This window comes from Klebsiella sp. HC6 (assembly GCF_022605325.1).
Taxonomy (GTDB): domain Bacteria; phylum Pseudomonadota; class Gammaproteobacteria; order Enterobacterales; family Enterobacteriaceae; genus Klebsiella; species Klebsiella terrigena.
On record NZ_CP093276.1, the window covers coordinates 1,432,133 to 1,450,942 of the forward strand.

Below are 18,810 nucleotides of genomic sequence, written 5' to 3' on the forward strand. Positions count from 1 at the left end.
CACCCGTTTCTTTAGCCTTGCCCTGTATCAATCACGGCGAGGCATCCATGACCATCACCACCGACACCACTTTGTTAAACGACCCGCGACGCCAGGCGGCTTTGCTGTACTGGCAGGGGTTTTCCGTGCCGCAGATTGCCGAAATGTTGCAGACCAAACGCCCGACGGTGCAGAGCTGGAAACAGCGCGACCAGTGGGATGAAACCGCACCGCTTAACCGGGTAGAAAGCACTTTAGAGGCCCGGCTGATTCAGCTCTATGCAAAGCCCAACCTGACGCCCCACGATTTCAAGGTCGCGGATTTTCTGGGACGGCAGATGGAACGCTTTGCGCGCATTAATCGCTATGGTCAGACCGGAAACGAGGTTGACCTTAATCCCAACGTAGCCAACCGCAACAAAGGCGATCGCAAAAAGCCGACAAAGAACTTTTTCAGTGACGAGGCTATCGAGAAACTGGAAGAGATTTTTTTCGCGGAGTCTTTCGAGTATCAGCTCCGCTGGCACCGCGCCGGGCTTGAGCACCGTATTCGCGACATTCTGAAATCGCGCCAGATTGGGGCGACGTTCTACTTTTCCCGTGAGGCGCTGCTGCACGCGCTGAAAACCGGCCATAACCAGATTTTTCTGTCAGCGAGTAAGACGCAGGCGTATGTATTCCGCGAGTACATCATCCAGTTTGCCCGACTGGTCGATGTTGACCTGACCGGCGACCCGATTGTCATCGGCAACAACGGCGCAAAGCTGATTTTTCTCGGCACCAACTCAAACACCGCGCAGAGCCATAACGGCGACCTGTATGTCGATGAGATATTCTGGATCCCCAACTTCCAGAAACTGCGCAAAGTGTCATCGGGCATGGCCTCACAAAGCCACCTGCGCAGCACCTACTTTTCGACACCTTCCACCCTGGCGCACGGCGCTTACCCGTTCTGGTCTGGGGAATTATTCAACCGTGGCCGCGCCCGCGCCAGCGAGCGGGTCGACATCGATATCAGTCATGACGCGCTCGCTGCTGGCGTGGCGTGTCCTGACGGCCAGTGGCGGCAGATTGTCACCATTGAGGATGCGCTCTCCGGGGGATGTACGCTGTTCAATCTGGAGCAACTCCAGCGCGAAAACAGCGTCGACGACTTCCGCAATCTGTTTATGTGCGAGTTCGTTGACGACAAGGCGTCGGTGTTCCCGTTCGAGGATTTGCAACGCTGCATGGTCGACAGTCTGGAAGAATGGGAAGACTTTGCGCCGTTCGCCGACAACCCGTTCGGCTCCCGCCCGGTGTGGGTGGGATACGACCCGTCGCACAGCGGCGACAGCGCCGGGTGTGTGGTGCTCGCGCCGCCGGTTGTCGCCGGGGGCAAGTTCCGCATTCTGGAGCGTCACCAGTGGAAAGGCATGGACTTTGCGACGCAGGCCGAATCCATTCGCCAGCTCACCGAAAAATACAACGTCGAGTACATCGGTATCGATGCGACCGGCCTCGGTATTGGCGTCTTCCAGCTGGTTCGCTCGTTTTATCCCGCCGCCCGCGATATCCGCTACACGCCGGAAATGAAAACCGCAATGGTGCTGAAAGCAAAAGACGTTATCCGCCGTGGCTGTCTCGAATATGACGTCAGCGCCACCGACATCACCACCTCGTTTATGGCAATCCGCAAGACCATGACCAGCAGCGGGCGCAGCGCCACCTATGAGGCCAGCCGCACCGAGGAGGCCAGTCACGCGGACGTCGCCTGGGCGACCATGCACGCGCTGTTAAATGAACCGCTGACCGCTGGCAGCGGCCAGGCTACATCTTCCATTCTGGAGTTCAACTGATGCGATATGAATTTTCTGGCCTGCAAGCCGCTACCTTAAAAATCCTGCTGGCCGATATTGGTTTTGAATATCAACGCCGCTGGTTTATTTCACAAAAACGGGTACGCCACATTACCAAAACTCGACAATGTGGCGCTGACTGGTATTTCTCACTGGAAGCACTGATTGACGCCATCGAGACCGGGCGCAGCCAGTATTTCATAGCCCCAGGTGAAGGTAACTCACTGTCAAATAACCGCCAATGGATGGTTCACTTTGCCCGACTGGCTGGCGTCAACATTGCCCCTGATGACTCAGCCATCCGGCTGACAAACGGTGCTGAAATACAGTTTATTGGCGAGCAACACACCCTTGCCGCGTGTAACGGTAACGCTTACGTCAGTGAATACGCCTGGGCTGATAAACCGGCCAATATGTTCAAAGTGGCGAAGGGTATTTCAGCCCATAAAAACTGCCGATTTACGGCTTATACCTCACCCTCGCCAAGTGATGAGGCTTACGCGCTTTGGTCTTCTGAAAAACCAGATAACCAGCAGCGACTGTCTGCATATTCAGCGCTTCAACAAGGCTGCACTATTTTGAATCTGCCAGACATTGAGGCCGAATTTTCAAAAGAGGATTTTAACATGCTTTTTTCGGCTATCTGGCCGCAGGAAAATAGCGAGGTAGCCAAGTGAGCAAGCAGAACAAACGTCAGCGCGGCCAGCAAAACCGCACTCGCAACATGAAAGACACCGCCCCCAAAAAAGTGGAGGCGTTTACTTTTGGTGAACCGAGCGCCGTGCTCGACCGCCGCGATATTCTGGATTACGTGGAATGCGTCAATAACGGCCGCTGGTTCGAACCGCCGGTCAGCTTTAACGGGCTGGCGAAAAGCCTGCGCGCCGCCGTTCATCACAGCTCGCCGATTTACGTTAAGCGCAACATTCTGGCCTCAACGTTTATTCCGCACCCGCTACTGTCACAACAGGACTTCAGCCGCTTCGCGCTTGATTTTCTGGTGTTTGGCAACGCGTTTTTAGAGCTCCGAAAGAGTGTCACTGGTCGCCCGCTGAAGCTGGAAGCATCACCGGCAAAATATACACGGCGTGGTATTGAGGATGATGTCTACTGGTGGGTGCCGTCATTCGACCAGCCGCACCCGTTCGCGCCGGGATCCGTATTCCACCTGCTGGAGCCAGACATCAACCAGGAGCTGTACGGCATGCCGGAATATCTAAGCGCGCTAAACTCCGCCTGGCTGAATGAAGCGGCGACGCTGTTCCGTCGCAAGTATTACCAGAACGGGGCGCATGCGGGTTACATCATGTATGTGACGGACGCCGCACAAAGCGGTACCGATGTTGAGGCGCTGCGCGATGCGATGCGCAGCTCGAAGGGGCTAGGCAACTTCAAAAATCTGTTTTTCTACGCACCGCACGGAAAACCGGACGGCATAAAAATTGTGCCGCTCAGTGAGGTGGCAACTAAAGACGATTTCTTCAATATCAAAAAAGTCAGCGCCGCCGACCTGCTCGACGCTCATCGCATCCCGTTCCAGCTGATGGGCGGCAAGCCGGAAAACGTCGGTTCGCTCGGTGACATCGAGAAGGTGGCAAAGGTATTTGTCCGTAACGAGCTCATCCCGCTACAAGACCGGATGCGCGAGGTCAACGCGTGGGCCGGTCAGGAGGTGATCCGGTTCAAAAGTTACACCCTCGACACCGAAAGTGACTGATTTCCGCCGCCTCCGGGCGGCGTTTCCTTACCCCCACGCCTGACCGCCTCAGAAGCCCGCCACGCCATCGGACATCTCCGCACCACCCACCGCTCCCATCGCGAACCCGCGCGGCATAGCGACGCGCTCAGGCTGCGAAAATAAATGAGCAAAAGTACGCTGGCGCGCAGTGCTTTCCCCGCCTCGCCTGCCCGCTTCGTGGGTCGGATTTAATGCAACTGCAACAGGTCATAGGATCCGCGCCAGCTCTGGCGGCGATCGTCAAATTATGATGAAAAGCCTGCATGCAGATTGATGCACTTAATGCATGCACGACTAAGAAACGGAAAAATCGCGGGGAAATGGCATAAAAAAACCGGCATTCAGGTTGCCGGTTAGGGGCGCTACTGTGAAGTTACTGGCCGCGTAATGTGCCAATGATACTGTTGAGACACGCGCTGGTAACAATCAGCAGAAAAACAGTTGTCCACGGATTTTCATAAATGGGAGATAACATATTGATAAAGATCCTTTTATTTTTGCATTCTGATGTGATTCAGTAGGTCTTTAATGACCTTGCCTAGCTCTGCGCTGCTTGCCTGTTCGACCAGCTTATCGGTATAGCTGTCGACCTCTCGTGAACTAAGGTCATTGTTCTGCGCCATACAGGTAATGTGCTTCGACCAGCGCTTAACCCACTTATCCTCACTAGAAATGGAATTTTGCATGTCTAAAAACCTCGATTTATTTAACCAACAGACGGCGGAAATCTTTGCGGTGCTATGGGAGAACTTTCCCGTTCCGCAAGTCATCACCTACGAAAAATTTAACGCAGCACTACCCGATGACTACTTTAACCAACTTAACTCACCGGAAATGAAAGCAATAAATCAATTGCGTAGTGTGGTTGAAGGTACATTCACTTTTCTTGGTGAAAATGGATACATCCAGTATGAAACCGACCATCAAACGTATTTTATGGATGTGCGCCTGACCGAGAAAGCACTGGCTGTGCTCAATAAAAAGCCCGATTCGCTTGGGAGCAGCGAAACGATGGGGGATAAAATTATCAGCGCGGTGAAAGAGGGAACTCCGGGGGTTATTGCCGGGGCGGTGACGAATCTGCTTACTCTCGGGGTTAATCTAGTAACCAGCTAACGCCTCGCAAAGCGAGTTGTTCAACCGAGATGGCCCAAAAATCGAGTTTTTGCGCCATCGCGGTTAGCATGTTTAACGCCAGCTCTCGTCTTCCCAAACTTCCTGAAGGATACCGTCTAACGCTTCACGGTCTGACTCCTTATCGAAACCAAGTAGTTCGACGCCAGTTACAGACCCTTTCTTAACAGTAACCCGTGTGGTTGGAAAAGCACATCTCACCTTACGTGTTAATTCATTCTGGAAAGCATCGACTATCTGCTGACCTATTTTTTGTTCTTTATCCAGCGTGATATTGATTCTCATAATCTATTCAGCCTTATAGAAAACTTCTTCTTCTTCTTCTGGTTCTTTATTTTCACTGTTTGCAAGGTCAGCAATGAGAGACAGGGCGAGCTTGAGTTCTGACGGTTTGCAGTTTGCAATCAGAGACACTTCGGCGATGAATTGCACACAAGCCCATTTTTTCTGTCTTTGGCTGAAATATTCATCAACCATGAAATCCCTCCCACAAGTATCACTGTATATTCATACAGTATCACGTATGAGCAAGGGATTAAAAGAAAAATTATCAATCGTGATTGGTCTGTATGTTAATGAAATCGATGAATATTAAATGTCATCTCTGGTGCTGCTTTGCTGCTAACTCCGCGACTCGATTTAGGATTTGTCTGGCCTGCGCCCGGCGTGACGGTGCTGCCGGGAAAATTTCACCGGCTGATGAACCACGGCACCATTTGCCGTTTATGCAACTTTTTCCACCGGCCATCAGGTGCAGGGCCTCACCCCGGCTGATGGTTTCTCCGGTCGTGAGCTGAATCGCGTCTATTGTTCTGTCAATGGCTACGCTTTGTTTATCCGTCCCGTGGACAAAATCACGCCTGGTGACCCGTTTTTTGTCCCTGAGTCTGGCCGTTAGCTTCCGCCTTTCACTTCGACTCAACGGTTTGGATAAATCCAGCTCCGGCGGATCGCTTTCGCTTCCCGTACAGTTATTGACAGAACTCCGAGAGGGCGCAGGAGCGCCCTGAAGGTCAACGGCCAAATCAACGGCACGCTTCGGTACAATTTTCCACTGCGTTAGCCGGGTTAAAATCGGGGCATCAGCGCCGACGGCGGAATCGTACACGCCACGAATACAGATAGTTTCCTCACCATACTGGTTAAACTCGGCACGAGGCTCATACAGCGTGCGCACCTGCAAATCATCACGACGCACAAACGGGCCACCTTGCGCATTAACATAACCAGCCCAATCACCGGCGTCGGCGGCATCATGAACGGCGGCAAACTCAACGCTCAGGCCGTGCGCGGTCTCGGTATCAGCGAGACGACGTAACTCACGGTAGACCGTCACCGGTGCGCCACCGATAAACTGAAACTGACGGATGTGCCAGCGCGCGGCCCAGGCAGAAACGGCAGGTGCGGTCTCTTTCAACAGTTCGCCGCTTTCGTCGTCGAGCTCGCCATCAAGTGCATAACCGTCGATATTTTTGGAAATGTATTTAGCGACATAGCCGGTAGCGCTGCCCTTTTCCGGGTCGATGGCCTCGGCATGAAAGCGTGCTTTTTTAGCTTTATCGCTTCTCAGTTCGTGGTGGTCTTCCTCCCACGCATAATCACGGATGATGTGGCGCACGCGCTCGACATCTTCCGGCAGCATGAACATAAGCATGTGCCAGTGCGGGGTTCCATCGTGGTGGGGTTCTGCTACGCGGATCCCGAAAATACGAATCTCTTCACGGTGCAGCTTCGCTCGGATACGCGCCCATAAGCCAGTAAGATAGCTTTGTGTATCTGCCGGGCTGGCTCCATTCCATTTGCTGTTACGGTAGCCCGCTTTGGTGGTGGCGTGGTATTTAGACGGCGCGGTCAGGGTGTAAAACTCCCCGACATAACCGAGTTCATTGCAGATATTTTCAAACCCACGGATGCGGGTCATCAGCTCGCAGCGGCGTATCGCAGGGTTAGCGACCGAACCGTCATATTTTTCTATCAGGCTGATGCGGTTGCCGTCTTCGTCTTCGAGATCCAGCCCTTTGAGAAACTCACGCGTGCGGCGCTTCTGCTCGCGCCAGTCGGTCACGCAGTTTTTACTCGCGTAGGCGTGCTTTTTCTTGCTGACGTTGCCGACTGCAATTTGTAGATGTTCGCGCCATGCCGACGCGACACGACGCAGACGATTACGCCACCATGACTCAGTAAACATACGGATTACTGCGGGGGCGATATCATCTTTGTTGAAGTATTTATTTGCCACGCGCTCCCAATGGGGAGGGGTGACATTAAATTGCAGAGAAATAAAACCAGCGTGCATGTACCAGGTGTACAGCGTTTTGAGCTCACCAAAACCTGAGTCATCAATATTTGCCAGCTCAGAACGAATGAAATTAGCAATGTCACCGGCCAGCAGGTCAACATCGGCGCGCGACATATCAGGGAGTCGGTTATATCTGGCGACCAGATTAACCATACGTGACGCCAGATATTGCATGAGTCGGGTGTCAAAATGACCACCGAAAACAGCAGTTGATACATTGCTGTTGATACCCACGCACTCGTATTTTTTTGCGACCAGTTCAAGACGTGGCAATGCCTTTTTACAGAAGCTGATTAAAAAGGCATTGGCTCGCTGACTGCCCTGATTTTGCTCCAGCACCGCAGCGGTGCGATAGACGTCAAAGCGCACGTACTCAGGTTGAAGTGAGAGGGCTTTACGCGCACGCAGCAAAGCCGCAATCATTCGATCGCGGCGATACTCTTCATCATAGGTAAGGTATGGGCTGGCTATTGCCGACCGTGGAGCATTCCACGGATAAGCGTAAGAAATCCCCACGCTCACCCCTTCACTGAACCGGACTGGTCATATTCCCATACACCATCTGGGGAAACTAAAGCGCCCCGTGACATACCTGTTTGAGGGTCACGGAAAACCGCCAGCCCAATAGGGTGTAGAATTTCTTTATTAATACGGATGATAAGACCGCGTTCGCTTAATTCATTCCACGATATCCAGTTACAACCTCCAATTTTTTCGCTTTGTTCCATGACGTTAAATACATCGCCACATAGTGCGCCGATGCGCTTAATCTCTGCGGCCATTTCCTCAATTGAGGTGATGGTCGACTGCTGGATATGATGATGAATCATCCCGGAAATAAGCTGATTAATTTTCGGGAAATATCCAATAGTGTCGAGCCATTCCTCGCCAGCTTTTTTCCCGGATTTAGCGACTTTCTTTTCATTCAGGATGAATTGATATTGGTCGCTGGTAATTATCCATTTGTCGCCGATTTCGATGCGGAGGCTCATGCTGCACCACCTTTCAACATGGCGGCGCGGCAGGCTTCCCAGATTGTTTGAGCATTTGCACCGCAGTCTACGAAACCGCCGCATTCCTGATAGATGACCATATAAACACTGTGCGGTATTTTCTTCGGCACTACCGGCGCTGACTGCATGCTACCAACGAGTCGAGTTATTTCCGCTTCCAGGCGCGAACCTAATACAGTTTCAGTGCAATGCTCTGCCCATTCATTGTTTTCTAATAGCCCAATTATGTTGCGCACATCGTCATCGACACCGGTTTGTACGCGCTTCTTAGCAATCATTTTAATCGCTGTTTCCGCACTTTCCCTGCTCATAAAGTCCATAAGCGCATCGCAGGTCCCATCCTCGTTACGGCGGTACACGGTCCAGAATTGTGCGGCAATATCGTCAACCGCAGTGCAGTCGCCATCCTCATCACGAACACCTGAAATAAAAAGCGCAGAAACTACCGGCGCACGGTCTGCATCATCCTTACGGCGCTCTTGTAGTTCGCATAACGCAACGCGAGTTAGCGCGAGCGGCAGCGATTTCTCATTGAGAGATATTGCTGCAATTAATTCAGATAAGGCACTGTCTTTTAACTGGTTTGTTGGTTTTCTGTTGTTCATACCGCACTTCCGTTGTAGTGTTTGCCTTTCAGCTCTGCGATTTCTTTACAGGTAACGCAAAGCGCAACGCCCTGGATAGCAATGCGGCGTTCCTCCGGGATTGGTGCTTCACATTCTTCGCAGGTAAAACGAGAAGGCGCAGCGATATGGCTGCGCGCGTTGTTGATAAGTCGCTCGCGTTCTGCCTGCTCGCGCTGCTGTGCGATATCCATTGAGTCGGCCATTAGTGCAGCTCCTGAGATTCGTTTTCGTAGCGGGTGGCTTCCCGGCGCAACAGTTCAGCCGCTTCTATGGCGCTCATACCTTTGTTAGCGATATGAGTTGCCAGCGCCTCAAGGCGGATGGAAACAGCGAGAGCGCGACCTTTACGCTCTTCACGTTTTGCAATACCGATAACCTCAAGAAGCAGGTCGGTATTTTCTTTAGGTTCTAAAGTTTGTTTATGCATTCTTAATCTCCTGATTTGGGGCAATAAGAAGCCCGGCGGGTTTACGCCATTAATTACGGGTTTATTTAATTAGCTAAAAAACATTCATGGATGGAAATATGCCGTGGCAAAATCCCACCCCAACGGGAAATTTTATTCATTGACGCAATAATCAGCTTGCGGCGATCCATATCAAAATACTCATATGGTTTACCGACTTCATCAGAGCGAAACGCGCCCGGATTATTTCGGTTAGCAAGCGTTAAAACCACAAACTTAAAATCTTCATCAAGCTTATTGAAATTACGTAGCGCCTTATTTTCTGTTGCCTTCAGTTTTTGATGAAACCGTGCGAAACACTCTTCGCCGGTCATGGTCTTCGGTTGCTCAGTAGTACAATCAGCATTGCTAAAAAGCTTGCTCGCCTGGGTGTCATGAGCTGAAATTCTTTCGTTCATTTTGCCCCCATTAATGCATTCAAAAGCCGCTTAACCGCAGAGACTTTTTTTGCTGTTAAGCCGTTCAACAATTCGGACTGAGAGCTGCAAGGGTGCCAGCGCTGGCCGTCGCTACCCATTATCCAGCCGTGCCCGTAGTGCATGGATGGGCTACGTTTTTTGAGCAGAGAGGCGAATGACGGTTCGTTAGTCAACATAGCCACCTCAAATCAAACCGAATGACGCGCCGATGCCGCTGACGGTATCGACGACACTCGTCATTGCCGGGTTAGCCTGGAGCCGGGCCTGCAACGCCATTGCCGACAGGGACAGCATTCGAATACCCGCGTTTACGCTCGCAATCATGTTTTGCTTATGGGCCGGGGTAAGGCGGTCGCCTGAAACGGCACCGCTCGCCAGTTCGCCGAGTTCACTCATGGCGCGCATGACATACGATTGCAGTTTTTCTTTTGCCAGCTCGTTGACCGGCACGCATGGCAGACAATGGATCTGCGCCAAAAACCCATCGACGAGGGTCGAATCTTCGGTCAGGTCTGTCAGCGTCCAGATTTCGCGCGGCGTTAACTGGTGCGGCTGTTCCGGGTTGAGTTTGTTGTAAAGCGTATGCGGCTTGATACCGGCTTTATCCGCCAGCTCTTTCACGTTATGCGTTGCCGAGAATTTTCTGCATGCATCATCAAAGTGTGCATGTGACGAAACACGAAAATCTAACATGCTGTAACTCCCTTTAACTTGCAAAATCAAACTCAGTTGAACGCGGTTTTGTGATTTTCGATGTAACGGCAGTCGATAGCCTGTTGAGTTAACTTGTCGCGCCAGGCTTTCACATTGATGAGAACTCGGCCTCGTTTACTGGCTTCCTCTTTGCTAGAAAAATCTTTAGTGGGAGCCTTTAGAAGAATGCCCTTATCAATCCATTGCCACACCAGACGGTCACTCACACCGCGCGCGGCGGCAAAGTCTTCAACGGTCATGGTGTCGGACATAGCCGAGCGGATCATCGTTTCCACTGCTGGTAGCATTGCGCTAACGATGGCGTTCAACTGCTCAGGGTTTAATAGCAAAGTTTGGATTTGCGAGTCATTAATGGTGTGAGGCATGGTTGATTTTGCATCTGACATATCGCATCATCTCCGGTTGGTTGTAGTGAATTGCATTGACGTGCATCGTGGTTGATAAACGTCACTTTAATTCGCGTTATTTAACTTTGCAATGGCAAAAATTAATTTTTGGCGGCTTCGTATGGCGAAATTTGGTGATGGTGCAGCTCCGGCAATAGAAAGAATCCTTTCTGCTTATGGACTTAGCTCTCAGAAGGAGCTTGGTGAAAAACTCGGTATTTATGCCAACAACATCAGCAGTTGGCTTGCTAGGGATAGCGTTCCCGGGAACGTTTTTGTGGAGTGTGCTCTAGAAACAGGGGTCGACATTGAGTGGTTGGTGACTGGTAAGTTTGCAAAATCGAAATCCGTCAGCAGCAAAATCCAGCTAAAAGGGAAACCTCTTTACGAAGAGATAATGTCCAGCGGCGGCAAAACGGTTCTGAGACGTATACTTGACGCTTATGGCTTTCGGCAGCAAAAAGAACTTGGTGATTTGCTCGATATCCCTTCTGGCACTATCAGCACTTGGATCCGGCGTGATTTTTTTCCTGGCGATGTTGTGGTTACATGTGCTCTTGATACCGGCGTTTCTTTGGAATGGCTGGCAACTGGAAAGGGCGAAATGTGGGAAAACCGCGAAGATGCAACTTATCAAAAGTCATCAGTAAAAAAATATCGCCTTGAGGCTGGTGAGCTAAAACCTGCTGGCTTATGGTTGGCTGACCCATCATTACTCACCGATAACCATGAGTCGTTGATGCTTATCGAGGGCATAGGATCGTCATGGCTAGTAGACAGTTCAACCTCAACTATTGGAAATGGGCGATGGCTTATTGGTATTGATGGGGCATTAGATGTATTTGATGTTATTCGACTGCCCGGTAGCAAAGTCAGACTCTCCAACAAATCGGCCTCATTTGAATGTGGCCTATCAGATATCACGCCATCAGGCGCGATTGTTTTAACATTAGAAAAACACTTATAAGGACATTATGAAACGTTCATTTTTCGCAGTAGCTTTATTTGCCTCTTTTTCGGCATTAGCTCAGCCATCAAATTTAGCAGTATTAAAAAAGTCTCTGAATGATATGCAACCACTAACAATTAAAGAGAACAATCGGGTTATTACTGTTGCGCTCGATGCTGCGAGTATTACCCCTGAAATTTACGATACTGCCATTTATGGTGTTTGCTACCCGGTATGGTTACATAAAGAAAACACCTCTTATCTAAAAAATACGAAAGAGATTCGTATTTTGAATAAGTTCAACTTCATGGGCTATAGCTTGGAAAATCCCAGAGCCACTTGTGATAAAGCCGGGGCAGAACAGCCGAAAGAATCCAAAGTCACAATCATGGCTAATACCCATCTCGTAACGAACAAAGACCCTCAGTAAACATAAACTCTCGGCCTCGGTGCTGCTATGACAATCAGTAAACAAAAAAACGGTAAATGGTTATGTGAGCTTTACCCAAATGGTCGAGAAGGTCGCCGTATACGTCGGCAATTCAACACTAAAGGCGAGGCCGAGGCATTCGAGCTATATACAAAAACCGAGAGCGCGGATAAACCGTGGCTGGGTAAGAAAGAGGATCGCAGGAAGCTAAGCGAGATAATCCAACTTTGGCACAATTTACACGGGCAGGCGTTAGTCGCCAGTAAGTCGCGACTGGCAAAGTTGCAAATCGTTTGTAACGGGCTTGGCGACCCTATCGCATCCCGTCTTACTGCTAAAGATTGGGCTCACTACCGTGACCGCCGACTACGGGGAGAAATTGATAATGGTTATCATAAAGACCCGTCGAAATGGGTTGCGAAGCCAATAACCGTCAACCGAGAGCAACAGTACCTTGAGGCGGTTTTCAACGAATTGAAAAGGTTAGGGGAATGGAGTTTACCTAACCCTCTTGATGGCGTCCGCGTATTCAAGGAAGCCGAGAAAGAAATGTCCTGGCTGACTCTTGAACAGATTCCACAACTTTTATCGGCTTGCCATAAATATGGTCATGAAGACCTTACGACAATCGCGAAAGTTTGCCTGGCCACTGGTGCGCGCTGGGGGGAAGCTCAACGGCTTACACGGCCGCAGCTTTCACCGTATAAATTGACCTTCACAAAGACGAAGGGCAAAAAGAATCGCACCGTGCCGATACCGAAGTGGCTATATGAGGAACTTTCTACGAGGCAGGGGAGAATGTTTAAGCCCTGCTATCAGGAGTTCAAGAAAATGCTGGCGCTTACGGATATCGAGTTGACCGAAGGACAAAAGACACATGTTCTGCGTCACACCTTCGGTGCGCATTTTATGATGAACGGCGGTAACATCCTTGTACTGCAAAAGATACTCGGCCACGCCAACATTCGTGAAACAATGAAGTATGCGCACTTTGCTCCCGACCACTTGGAACAGGCCGTCACTCTAAATCCATTATCATTATCTATTGGCGACAAATTGGCGGCGGAGGTTTCATAACACTGCAACTCACTGCACTTAAAATTGCTTTAACTAATTGTTTTTAATGATAAGTGTATGTTGTTAGTATGCTTATACTAGGAGCGTCTTAACTAAGATTCGCTTTCGCGACATCCTGATAAAAAGGGCTGGCCTGATAGGCTGGCCCTTTTTTTATCTTTGTTTTAACTATCTTGATGTAAATCATTTACAATATCGCCCTCACGATGGAGGGGCGGTGGCCGGCAATATTTATCGACAGTCAGCACATAAACGGCGGGCCGCATGGCTGGCGCTGTTTTCGATCCTGCTGATCGTCGTCGCACCGCTGATCTCTATCTCATTGCAAAAAGATCCGATGGGCGCGATGCCCGGGATGCACCACGCGATGATGATGGCGGACACGCCTCACGCCATGGAAATGCCGCACGGCATGGCGATGTCCCATTCCGCTGCGCAGACGTCTGCGCCTTCGCATACCCTGCCGGCCGACCACGCCGAGGCCTGCGGCTACTGCGTGCTGCTAGCCCACGTGCCGGGCCTGCTGCTGGCGCTGGCGCTGCTTATTACCTTCATCCTGCGTCGGCTGCGTCTCTTTACGGCCCGTCCGGTGCAGAAGCATTGGCACTTCTTCCCCTGGCTCTATCCCGATACCCGCGCGCCGCCGCGGCAGTCCGCTTTTTCCTGTTGATAAAAAATAATGTGCGCACTGCGCAACGTTCTCTTTTTGCTTTCGGAAAGGAAAAGTATGACTACCTGCACCTCGCGCGCGGCATGGCTGAACCTGCTGCGACGTCTTCATTTTTATATTGGCCTGTTTATCGGGCCGTTCATCTTCGTGGCCGCGCTAACCGGTACGCTGTACGTGGCCACGCCGCAGCTGGAAAACTGGCTATATCACGACGCGCTGAGCGCGACACCCGGCGGGGAGAAGCAGCCGCTGAGCGCCCAAATAGTGGCCGCGGAGGCGCTAACTCAGGGAAATCTTCGCCTGCAGGCGGTGCGCCCGGCGATGGTCGCCGGCGAGACCACGCGGGTGATGTTCGCCGACCCGCAGCTGGGAGAGTCAGAATCCCGGGCGCTGTTTATCGATCCGGTAACCTTGCAGGTTAAAGGCGATATGACGGTCTATGGCACCAGCGGTATTTTGCCCCTGCGCCAGTGGATTGATTATGCGCACAGGTCCCTGCTGGCAGGAAATATCGGGCGGCTGTATAGCGAACTGGCGGCATCCTGGATGTGGGTTGCCGCGCTGGGGGGCATTGCGCTATGGGCCATGACCCGGCCCCGCCGGCGGATCAATAACCGCCAGCAAAATACGCGCCGGCTGCATGCTTCCCTCGGCTGGGTGCTGCTGGCGGGCATGCTGCTGTTCTCCGCGACCGGCTTAACCTGGTCGCAGTGGGCCGGGGATAATGTCGATAAGATGCGCGCCGCATTCGGCTGGCTGACGCCGCAGGTCAACGCCCGGCTGCACGCCGCGATGCCGATGGCTCATGATGCCCATGCTGAGCATCATATGGGCAATATGGCGATGCCCGAAACGATGCCGCCGCTGAAGGGCGAGCAGTTTGACCAGGTGCTGACGCTCGCGCGTAGCGCAGGTCTCGATGCCAGCAAGCTTGAGATTCGCCCTCCCAAAGGGGCGGGGTTCGCCTGGACGGTGAACGAAATAGACCGAAGCTGGCCGACCCGGGTGGATGCGGTAGCGATTGACGGTGAGCGGATGCAGGTTGTTGATCGTACGCGCTTTGCCGATTTCCCGCTGATGGCGAAACTCACCCGCTGGGGCGTCGATTTCCACATGGGGATCCTCTTTGGCCTGGCGAATCAGCTGCTGCTGATCGCCTTTGGCGCGGCGCTGTGCGTGATGATAGTCGTTGGGTATCGCTTATGGTGGCTTCGCCGTCCGCCGAAGGCGGCGTTTAATCCGGCAGGTACGCTGGTGCAGGCCTGGCTTAATCTGGCATGGCCCGCCCGTACGCTCACGCTGGTGATGGCCTTCCTGCTGGGGCTGGCGCTGCCGCTGATGGGCGCCAGCCTGCTGCTGTGCATTGCTGTGGACTATCTGCGCTGGCGTGCGGCCAGCGCTGTGACGCTCGCCAGTTCAGTAGACTAAGGGAGTTAAGGCGTGCTGATAACCACCGTCACCCGGCGGTTTTCGGCACGACCTTTTGCCGTATCGTTGCTGGCAATCGGATATTTTTTACCTAACCCGCGGGTCGTTAAATTGCCGCGCGGGATGCTGGCACCCTCCGCCCAGGCGTCAGCGACGCTGTTTGCGCGTTTCAGCGACAGCATCTCGTTGTAGCCATCTTCGCCATAGTTATCCGTATGACCATCTAAACGACTGTGCGTAATCCCGGTTGAGGCAAGGCGGGAAGCCATGCTGTGAATTTGCTGCTGGCTTTCGGGACGCAGGCGGTAGTCATTTTTATCAAACAGAATGGTGTCAGAGATGCCCAGGGACCAGTCGCCGTTACTTTCCGTAAAGCCGTAGGACTTCATCGCCGCAACCTGCTGCGGAGAGAATTTTCCTTGCGGAGCCTGGCAGCCGGTGAGAAAAACCGCGGCCAGCAGAGCGGGAGCAAAATATTTCCTGAGCATGATGATTCCTTTTATTTTTGTACCTGCTGCAAACGCTGATGTTTCATCCGATACATATTTTGATCGGCAAACTCTTGCAGATTTTCGGCAGAAGTATGCTCCCACGCCAGCGCGTAACCAATGCTGAGCGACAGGGTAGCGGTGTGGCCGTTGTGCAGATTAAACGGCTGGAGAAACTGTGCCGAGAGTAAGGCGCACTGTGCCTGGACTTCAGCTTCGGTGTGGACATTGCGCAGCAGAATGGCAAATTCGTCGCCGCCTAACCGCCATGCCTGATGGTGGGTACCGGCAAACGCCATCAGCCGGCTGGCCACTTCGATTAAGACCTTATCGCCCGTCGCGTGCCCCCAGTTATCGTTGATGAGCTTGAAGTTGTCGCCATCAAGGAATAAGAGCGCGGAGCTGCGGTGGGTGACGTCGTCATTCATCAGTTTGCCGATGACGTTACGAAACGCCGCGCGGTTGGCAAGCCCGGTCAGCGGATCGTGCAGAGAGCTGCGCAGAAGCTGGGCGTTTTTGGCCTGCAGCTGCCGCTGCCAGTCCTCCATCTCGCCGAGCAGGCTATTAAAGTCCTGGGCGAAAATATGAAACTCTTCAATGTGTTCTTCGGGAACGCGACGCGAGAAGTGGCGGTTTTCCCGGATATCGTGCACCACTTCGGTAATGCTCTGCAGCGCGGTAACGATGCCGCGGTGCAGGGAGTGGGTCAGCAGCAGGGCGATAAAGGACGCCAGCAGGATGCTGCCGGTCAGGACGATAATGGAAATGCCGAGGAAGTGGCTTATCAGCCGATCCAGCGCCGTCAGGCGAAGCTCGCCGATCGTTTTCCCTTCATGCCAGATGGGCTGCACGGTGGGCTGTGGGAAAAGCCACCTGCTGATAAGGCCGCTGAGTTTTTCCTGGCTTACCAGATCGTGGTTATGCCAGAGGGCAAAATGCTTTTTCTGGCTATCAAGCACCAGCGCTTCGGAAAACTGTCCCTGCTTCCCCAGCGTCGCCAGCGTATCTTCTGCCGCCGCGCTATCGCCAAAGACCAGCGCTGCTTCGAGGCTGCGGCTCATTGTGGCGGCCGTTAGTTCGAGATTCTTCTGCGCGTATTGTTTCAGCGTGAATACGGAGGCGGTGCTGAGCAGCAGCCAGACCAGAGTCATCGATATGATTACGCTTATCATGCTGATACGGCGTAGCGCTCTTTTGAAGGTGGGGCGCGGGCCCTGAGGATAATCCTTATTCATGTGCGTTTTTCCGGGCAAGCATCAGTACATCTGGATTGACCCGCACACCGCTGTGCGTCAGGACATCAAGATTAACGGAGAATTTGACCCTGTCGTCATTGATGATCAGGCAAAAAGCACTGCCAATAGCGCATTCGGTATTCTGTTCCGCGATAAGTAATAGGGGCCTTGGCCGGTATTTAGAGGTGAATTCGGACTGCTGTGACGGCGATTCGCTACCAAAATAAAAACCATCACAAACCGTATTCAACGCTTCCTCTGTGCTGTGAACAACCACCGGCTGGTAGGGCAAAGCTTCAGGCGATTGCTGGGTCAGACTTTGGGTGTAGCGTGACGTAGAGAAAATACACAGCCTGGGCGGGGCGGAGAGTTCTGGCCAGCGGGTGTACGTCACGATCCCTGAAACAATGGCTCGCACATTTGCAGACGACCCGGCGGCAAAAGCGGGATAGATCACGATGAATAACAAAGACATCAAAAAAAGACGGTGAAACTGTTTCATTAACGGATCCGTCTGGTTCGTCATGGTACGTGAATTGCAGCGCGCTGTTGCCCGGCCGAAGAATAGCATTGTTGGTGAAAATCGTCATTAGCCACGGTCTTTGCCATGGGTTAATTTTGGCCAGGATTTTTCGTAAAGAAAAGGTGGCCCAACGGATAATTTTTGGGCGGTCGTTGCGGGTGGTGTTAATTTAAGTTTACGTTTTATGGCGGATAAAGGGCCATTTATTTTGCATGTGTAAAGTAAAATTTACGGAATATGGATTGAAATCTTTACTTTGTGTGGTATCGTTACGTTCTCCTCAGTGAGGAAAACACTATCGCAAACGAGCTACCCAGGATCGCAATCATGCAAAAAGACGCGCTGAATAACGTACATATTACCGACGAACAGGTTTTGATCACTCCGGATCAGCTGAAGGCTGAATTCCCGCTGAGCCTTGAACAAGAAGCGCAGATTGCGCAGTCCCGTCAGACTATCTCTGACATTATTGCCGGCCGCGATCCGCGCCTGCTGGTGGTCTGCGGTCCTTGCTCAATTCACGATCCGGAAGCGGCAATCGAGTACGCTCATCGTTTTAAAGCACTTGCCGAAGAGGTCAGCGATAGCCTCTACCTGGTAATGCGCGTCTATTTTGAAAAACCCCGTACCACCGTCGGTTGGAAAGGGCTGATTAACGATCCGCACATGGATGGCTCGTTTGACGTTGAAGGCGGTCTGAAGATTGCGCGCCGGCTGCTGGTCGAGCTGGTCAATATGGGGCTGCCGCTGGCCACTGAAGCGCTGGATCCTAACAGCCCGCAGTACCTCGGCGATCTGTTCAGCTGGTCGGCGATCGGCGCACGTACCACTGAGTCCCAGACGCACCGCGAAATGGCATCCGGCCTCTCAATGCCGGTCGGCTTTAAAAACGGTACCGACGGCAGCCTGGCGACGGCGATCAACGCCATGCGCGCCGCGGCGATGCCGCACCGCTTTGTCGGGATTAACCAGGCCGGCCAGGTCTGCCTGCTGCAAACCCAGGGCAACCCGGATGGTCACGTCATTCTGCGCGGCGGTAAAGCGCCGAACTACGGCCCGGCAGATGTCGAGCAGTGCGAAAAAGAGATGACTCAGGCGGGACTGAAGCCGTCGCTGATGGTAGATTGCAGTCATGGTAACTCCAATAAAGACTACCGCCGTCAGCCAGCGGTGGCAGAATCCGTCGTCGCGCAGATCAAGGATGGCAATCGTTCCATTATTGGCCTGATGATTGAGAGTAATATCCACGAAGGCAACCAGTCCTCTGAGCAGCCGCGTTGTGATATGAAATACGGCGTATCCGTCACCGATGCTTGCATCAGCTGGGAAACCACCGATGCGTTGCTCCGCGAACTTGATAAGGATCTGCGCGGCCATCTGGCGGCTCGTCTGGCGTAA

24 protein-coding genes and 2 pseudogenes are annotated in these 18,810 nt (G+C 52.4%); 10 read left to right on the top strand and 16 right to left on the bottom strand.

The annotated features are described in order from the left end of the window. Positions 1-47: 47 nt before the first annotated feature. The 3 genes from MMW58_RS07085 to MMW58_RS07095 are packed head-to-tail and all read left to right on the top strand — an operon-like array spanning position 48 to position 3,534. Positions 48-1,817, top strand: a complete 1,770-nt coding sequence (locus MMW58_RS07085) for a terminase ATPase subunit family protein (protein ID WP_241722998.1) — start codon at positions 48-50, stop codon at positions 1,815-1,817. Next, complete coding sequence (locus MMW58_RS07090) at positions 1,817-2,494, top strand: terminase large subunit domain-containing protein (RefSeq protein ID WP_241722999.1); 678 nt, start codon at positions 1,817-1,819, stop codon at positions 2,492-2,494. The genes MMW58_RS07085 and MMW58_RS07090 overlap by 1 nt, the downstream gene beginning before the upstream one ends. Positions 2,495-2,541: 47 nt before the next feature. Continuing rightward, entirely contained in the window at positions 2,542-3,534 is a 993-nt protein-coding gene (locus MMW58_RS07095) for a phage portal protein (RefSeq protein WP_115193882.1), read from the top strand. Positions 3,535-4,046: 512 nt separating this feature from the next. Here MMW58_RS07095 and MMW58_RS07100 read toward each other — a convergent pair. Then, positions 4,047-4,241 carry a hypothetical protein gene (locus MMW58_RS07100; protein WP_064165133.1) on the bottom strand — a complete coding sequence of 65 codons (195 nt, stop codon included), beginning with the start codon at positions 4,239-4,241 and terminating at the stop codon, positions 4,047-4,049. On the opposite strand from MMW58_RS07100, the gene MMW58_RS07105 reads away from it, so the two are divergent. Continuing rightward, positions 4,240-4,671 carry a hypothetical protein gene (locus MMW58_RS07105; protein WP_019704249.1) on the top strand — a complete coding sequence of 144 codons (432 nt, stop codon included), beginning with the start codon at positions 4,240-4,242 and terminating at the stop codon, positions 4,669-4,671. The genes MMW58_RS07100 and MMW58_RS07105 overlap by 2 nt on opposite strands. A 72-nt stretch (positions 4,672-4,743) precedes the next feature. Here MMW58_RS07105 and MMW58_RS07110 read toward each other — a convergent pair. The 12 genes and pseudogenes from MMW58_RS07110 to MMW58_RS07160 all read right to left on the bottom strand — a co-directional run. Further along, positions 4,744-4,971, bottom strand: a pseudogene (locus tag MMW58_RS07110) (DinI-like family protein); the annotation flags it as partial. Positions 4,972-4,977: 6 nt separating this feature from the next. Then, positions 4,978-5,166 carry a hypothetical protein gene (locus tag MMW58_RS07115; protein ID WP_064185642.1) on the bottom strand — a complete coding sequence of 63 codons (189 nt, stop codon included), beginning with the start codon at positions 5,164-5,166 and terminating at the stop codon, positions 4,978-4,980. A gap of 121 nt (positions 5,167-5,287) precedes the next feature. Further along, entirely contained in the window at positions 5,288-7,357 is a 2,070-nt protein-coding gene (locus MMW58_RS07120) for a replication endonuclease (protein ID WP_241723698.1), read from the bottom strand. A 149-nt stretch (positions 7,358-7,506) separates the two neighbouring features. Next, the gene (locus tag MMW58_RS30420; RefSeq protein WP_463351432.1) at positions 7,507-7,716 is read right to left on the bottom strand and encodes a DUF7415 domain-containing protein; all 210 of its coding nucleotides are present in this window, start codon (positions 7,714-7,716) and stop codon (positions 7,507-7,509) included. A gap of 18 nt (positions 7,717-7,734) precedes the next feature. Next, positions 7,735-7,980: pseudogene (locus MMW58_RS07125) on the bottom strand (DUF5405 family protein); the annotation flags it as partial. After that, positions 7,977-8,606, bottom strand: coding sequence for a hypothetical protein (locus MMW58_RS07130; protein ID WP_241723000.1), 630 nt, complete (start codon positions 8,604-8,606; stop codon positions 7,977-7,979). The pseudogene MMW58_RS07125 and the gene MMW58_RS07130, both read right to left, overlap by 4 nt. Continuing rightward, entirely contained in the window at positions 8,603-8,830 is a 228-nt protein-coding gene (locus MMW58_RS07135) for a TraR/DksA family transcriptional regulator (protein ID WP_241723001.1), read from the bottom strand. The genes MMW58_RS07130 and MMW58_RS07135 overlap by 4 nt, the downstream gene beginning before the upstream one ends. Then, the gene (locus tag MMW58_RS07140) at positions 8,830-9,054 is read right to left on the bottom strand and encodes a DUF2732 family protein (protein ID WP_023317536.1); all 225 of its coding nucleotides are present in this window, start codon (positions 9,052-9,054) and stop codon (positions 8,830-8,832) included. The genes MMW58_RS07135 and MMW58_RS07140 overlap by 1 nt, the downstream gene beginning before the upstream one ends. A gap of 65 nt (positions 9,055-9,119) precedes the next feature. Beyond that, positions 9,120-9,407, bottom strand: coding sequence for a hypothetical protein (locus MMW58_RS07145; protein ID WP_004195894.1), 288 nt, complete (start codon positions 9,405-9,407; stop codon positions 9,120-9,122). 80 nt (positions 9,408-9,487) lie between these two features. Then, entirely contained in the window at positions 9,488-9,688 is a 201-nt protein-coding gene (locus tag MMW58_RS07150; RefSeq protein WP_040165606.1) for a phage filamentation protein Fil family protein, read from the bottom strand. Between the two features lie 7 nt (positions 9,689-9,695). After that, positions 9,696-10,205, bottom strand: a complete 510-nt coding sequence (locus MMW58_RS07155; protein ID WP_241723002.1) for a phage regulatory CII family protein — start codon at positions 10,203-10,205, stop codon at positions 9,696-9,698. A gap of 32 nt (positions 10,206-10,237) precedes the next feature. Then, positions 10,238-10,612, bottom strand: coding sequence for a regulatory phage cox family protein (locus MMW58_RS07160; RefSeq protein ID WP_042945810.1), 375 nt, complete (start codon positions 10,610-10,612; stop codon positions 10,238-10,240). A 121-nt stretch (positions 10,613-10,733) separates the two neighbouring features. Here MMW58_RS07160 and MMW58_RS07165 point away from each other — a divergent pair, with 121 nt between their 5' ends. The 5 genes from MMW58_RS07165 (at position 10,734) to MMW58_RS07185 (ending at position 15,166) form a co-directional block, all read left to right on the top strand. Beyond that, positions 10,734-11,579 (top strand): phage repressor protein CI, encoded by an 846-nt coding sequence (locus tag MMW58_RS07165; protein WP_042945809.1) that lies wholly within the window; start codon positions 10,734-10,736, stop codon positions 11,577-11,579. 7 nt (positions 11,580-11,586) lie between these two features. Beyond that, positions 11,587-11,991 (top strand): hypothetical protein, encoded by a 405-nt coding sequence (locus MMW58_RS07170; RefSeq protein ID WP_042945807.1) that lies wholly within the window; start codon positions 11,587-11,589, stop codon positions 11,989-11,991. Between the two features lie 27 nt (positions 11,992-12,018). Beyond that, positions 12,019-13,068, top strand: a complete 1,050-nt coding sequence (locus MMW58_RS07175) for a site-specific integrase (protein ID WP_040165600.1) — start codon at positions 12,019-12,021, stop codon at positions 13,066-13,068. Positions 13,069-13,285: 217 nt separating this feature from the next. Beyond that, the gene (locus MMW58_RS07180; protein WP_241723003.1) at positions 13,286-13,738 is read left to right on the top strand and encodes a DUF2946 domain-containing protein; all 453 of its coding nucleotides are present in this window, start codon (positions 13,286-13,288) and stop codon (positions 13,736-13,738) included. Between the two features lie 57 nt (positions 13,739-13,795). Then, complete coding sequence (locus MMW58_RS07185) at positions 13,796-15,166, top strand: PepSY-associated TM helix domain-containing protein (RefSeq protein ID WP_241723004.1); 1,371 nt, start codon at positions 13,796-13,798, stop codon at positions 15,164-15,166. Positions 15,167-15,171: 5 nt separating this feature from the next. On the opposite strand, the gene MMW58_RS07190 is transcribed toward MMW58_RS07185, so the two are convergent. From MMW58_RS07190 to MMW58_RS07200, 3 genes are read right to left on the bottom strand one after another with little or no spacing between them, the layout of a single operon-like run. Next, positions 15,172-15,654: an OmpA family protein gene (locus MMW58_RS07190; protein WP_132514680.1), complete on the bottom strand. Its 483-nt coding sequence runs from the start codon at positions 15,652-15,654 to the stop codon at positions 15,172-15,174. 11 nt (positions 15,655-15,665) lie between these two features. Further along, complete coding sequence (dgcN, locus tag MMW58_RS07195) at positions 15,666-16,889, bottom strand: diguanylate cyclase DgcN/YfiN (RefSeq protein ID WP_241723005.1); 1,224 nt, start codon at positions 16,887-16,889, stop codon at positions 15,666-15,668. Continuing rightward, complete coding sequence (locus MMW58_RS07200) at positions 16,882-17,391, bottom strand: regulatory sequestration protein YfiR (protein WP_133601450.1); 510 nt, start codon at positions 17,389-17,391, stop codon at positions 16,882-16,884. The genes dgcN and MMW58_RS07200 overlap by 8 nt, the downstream gene beginning before the upstream one ends. A gap of 348 nt (positions 17,392-17,739) precedes the next feature. Here MMW58_RS07200 and aroF point away from each other — a divergent pair, with 348 nt between their 5' ends. After that, on the top strand, positions 17,740-18,810 hold the full coding sequence (gene aroF, locus MMW58_RS07205) for a 3-deoxy-7-phosphoheptulonate synthase AroF (protein ID WP_241723006.1): 1,071 nt from the start codon (positions 17,740-17,742) through the stop codon (positions 18,808-18,810).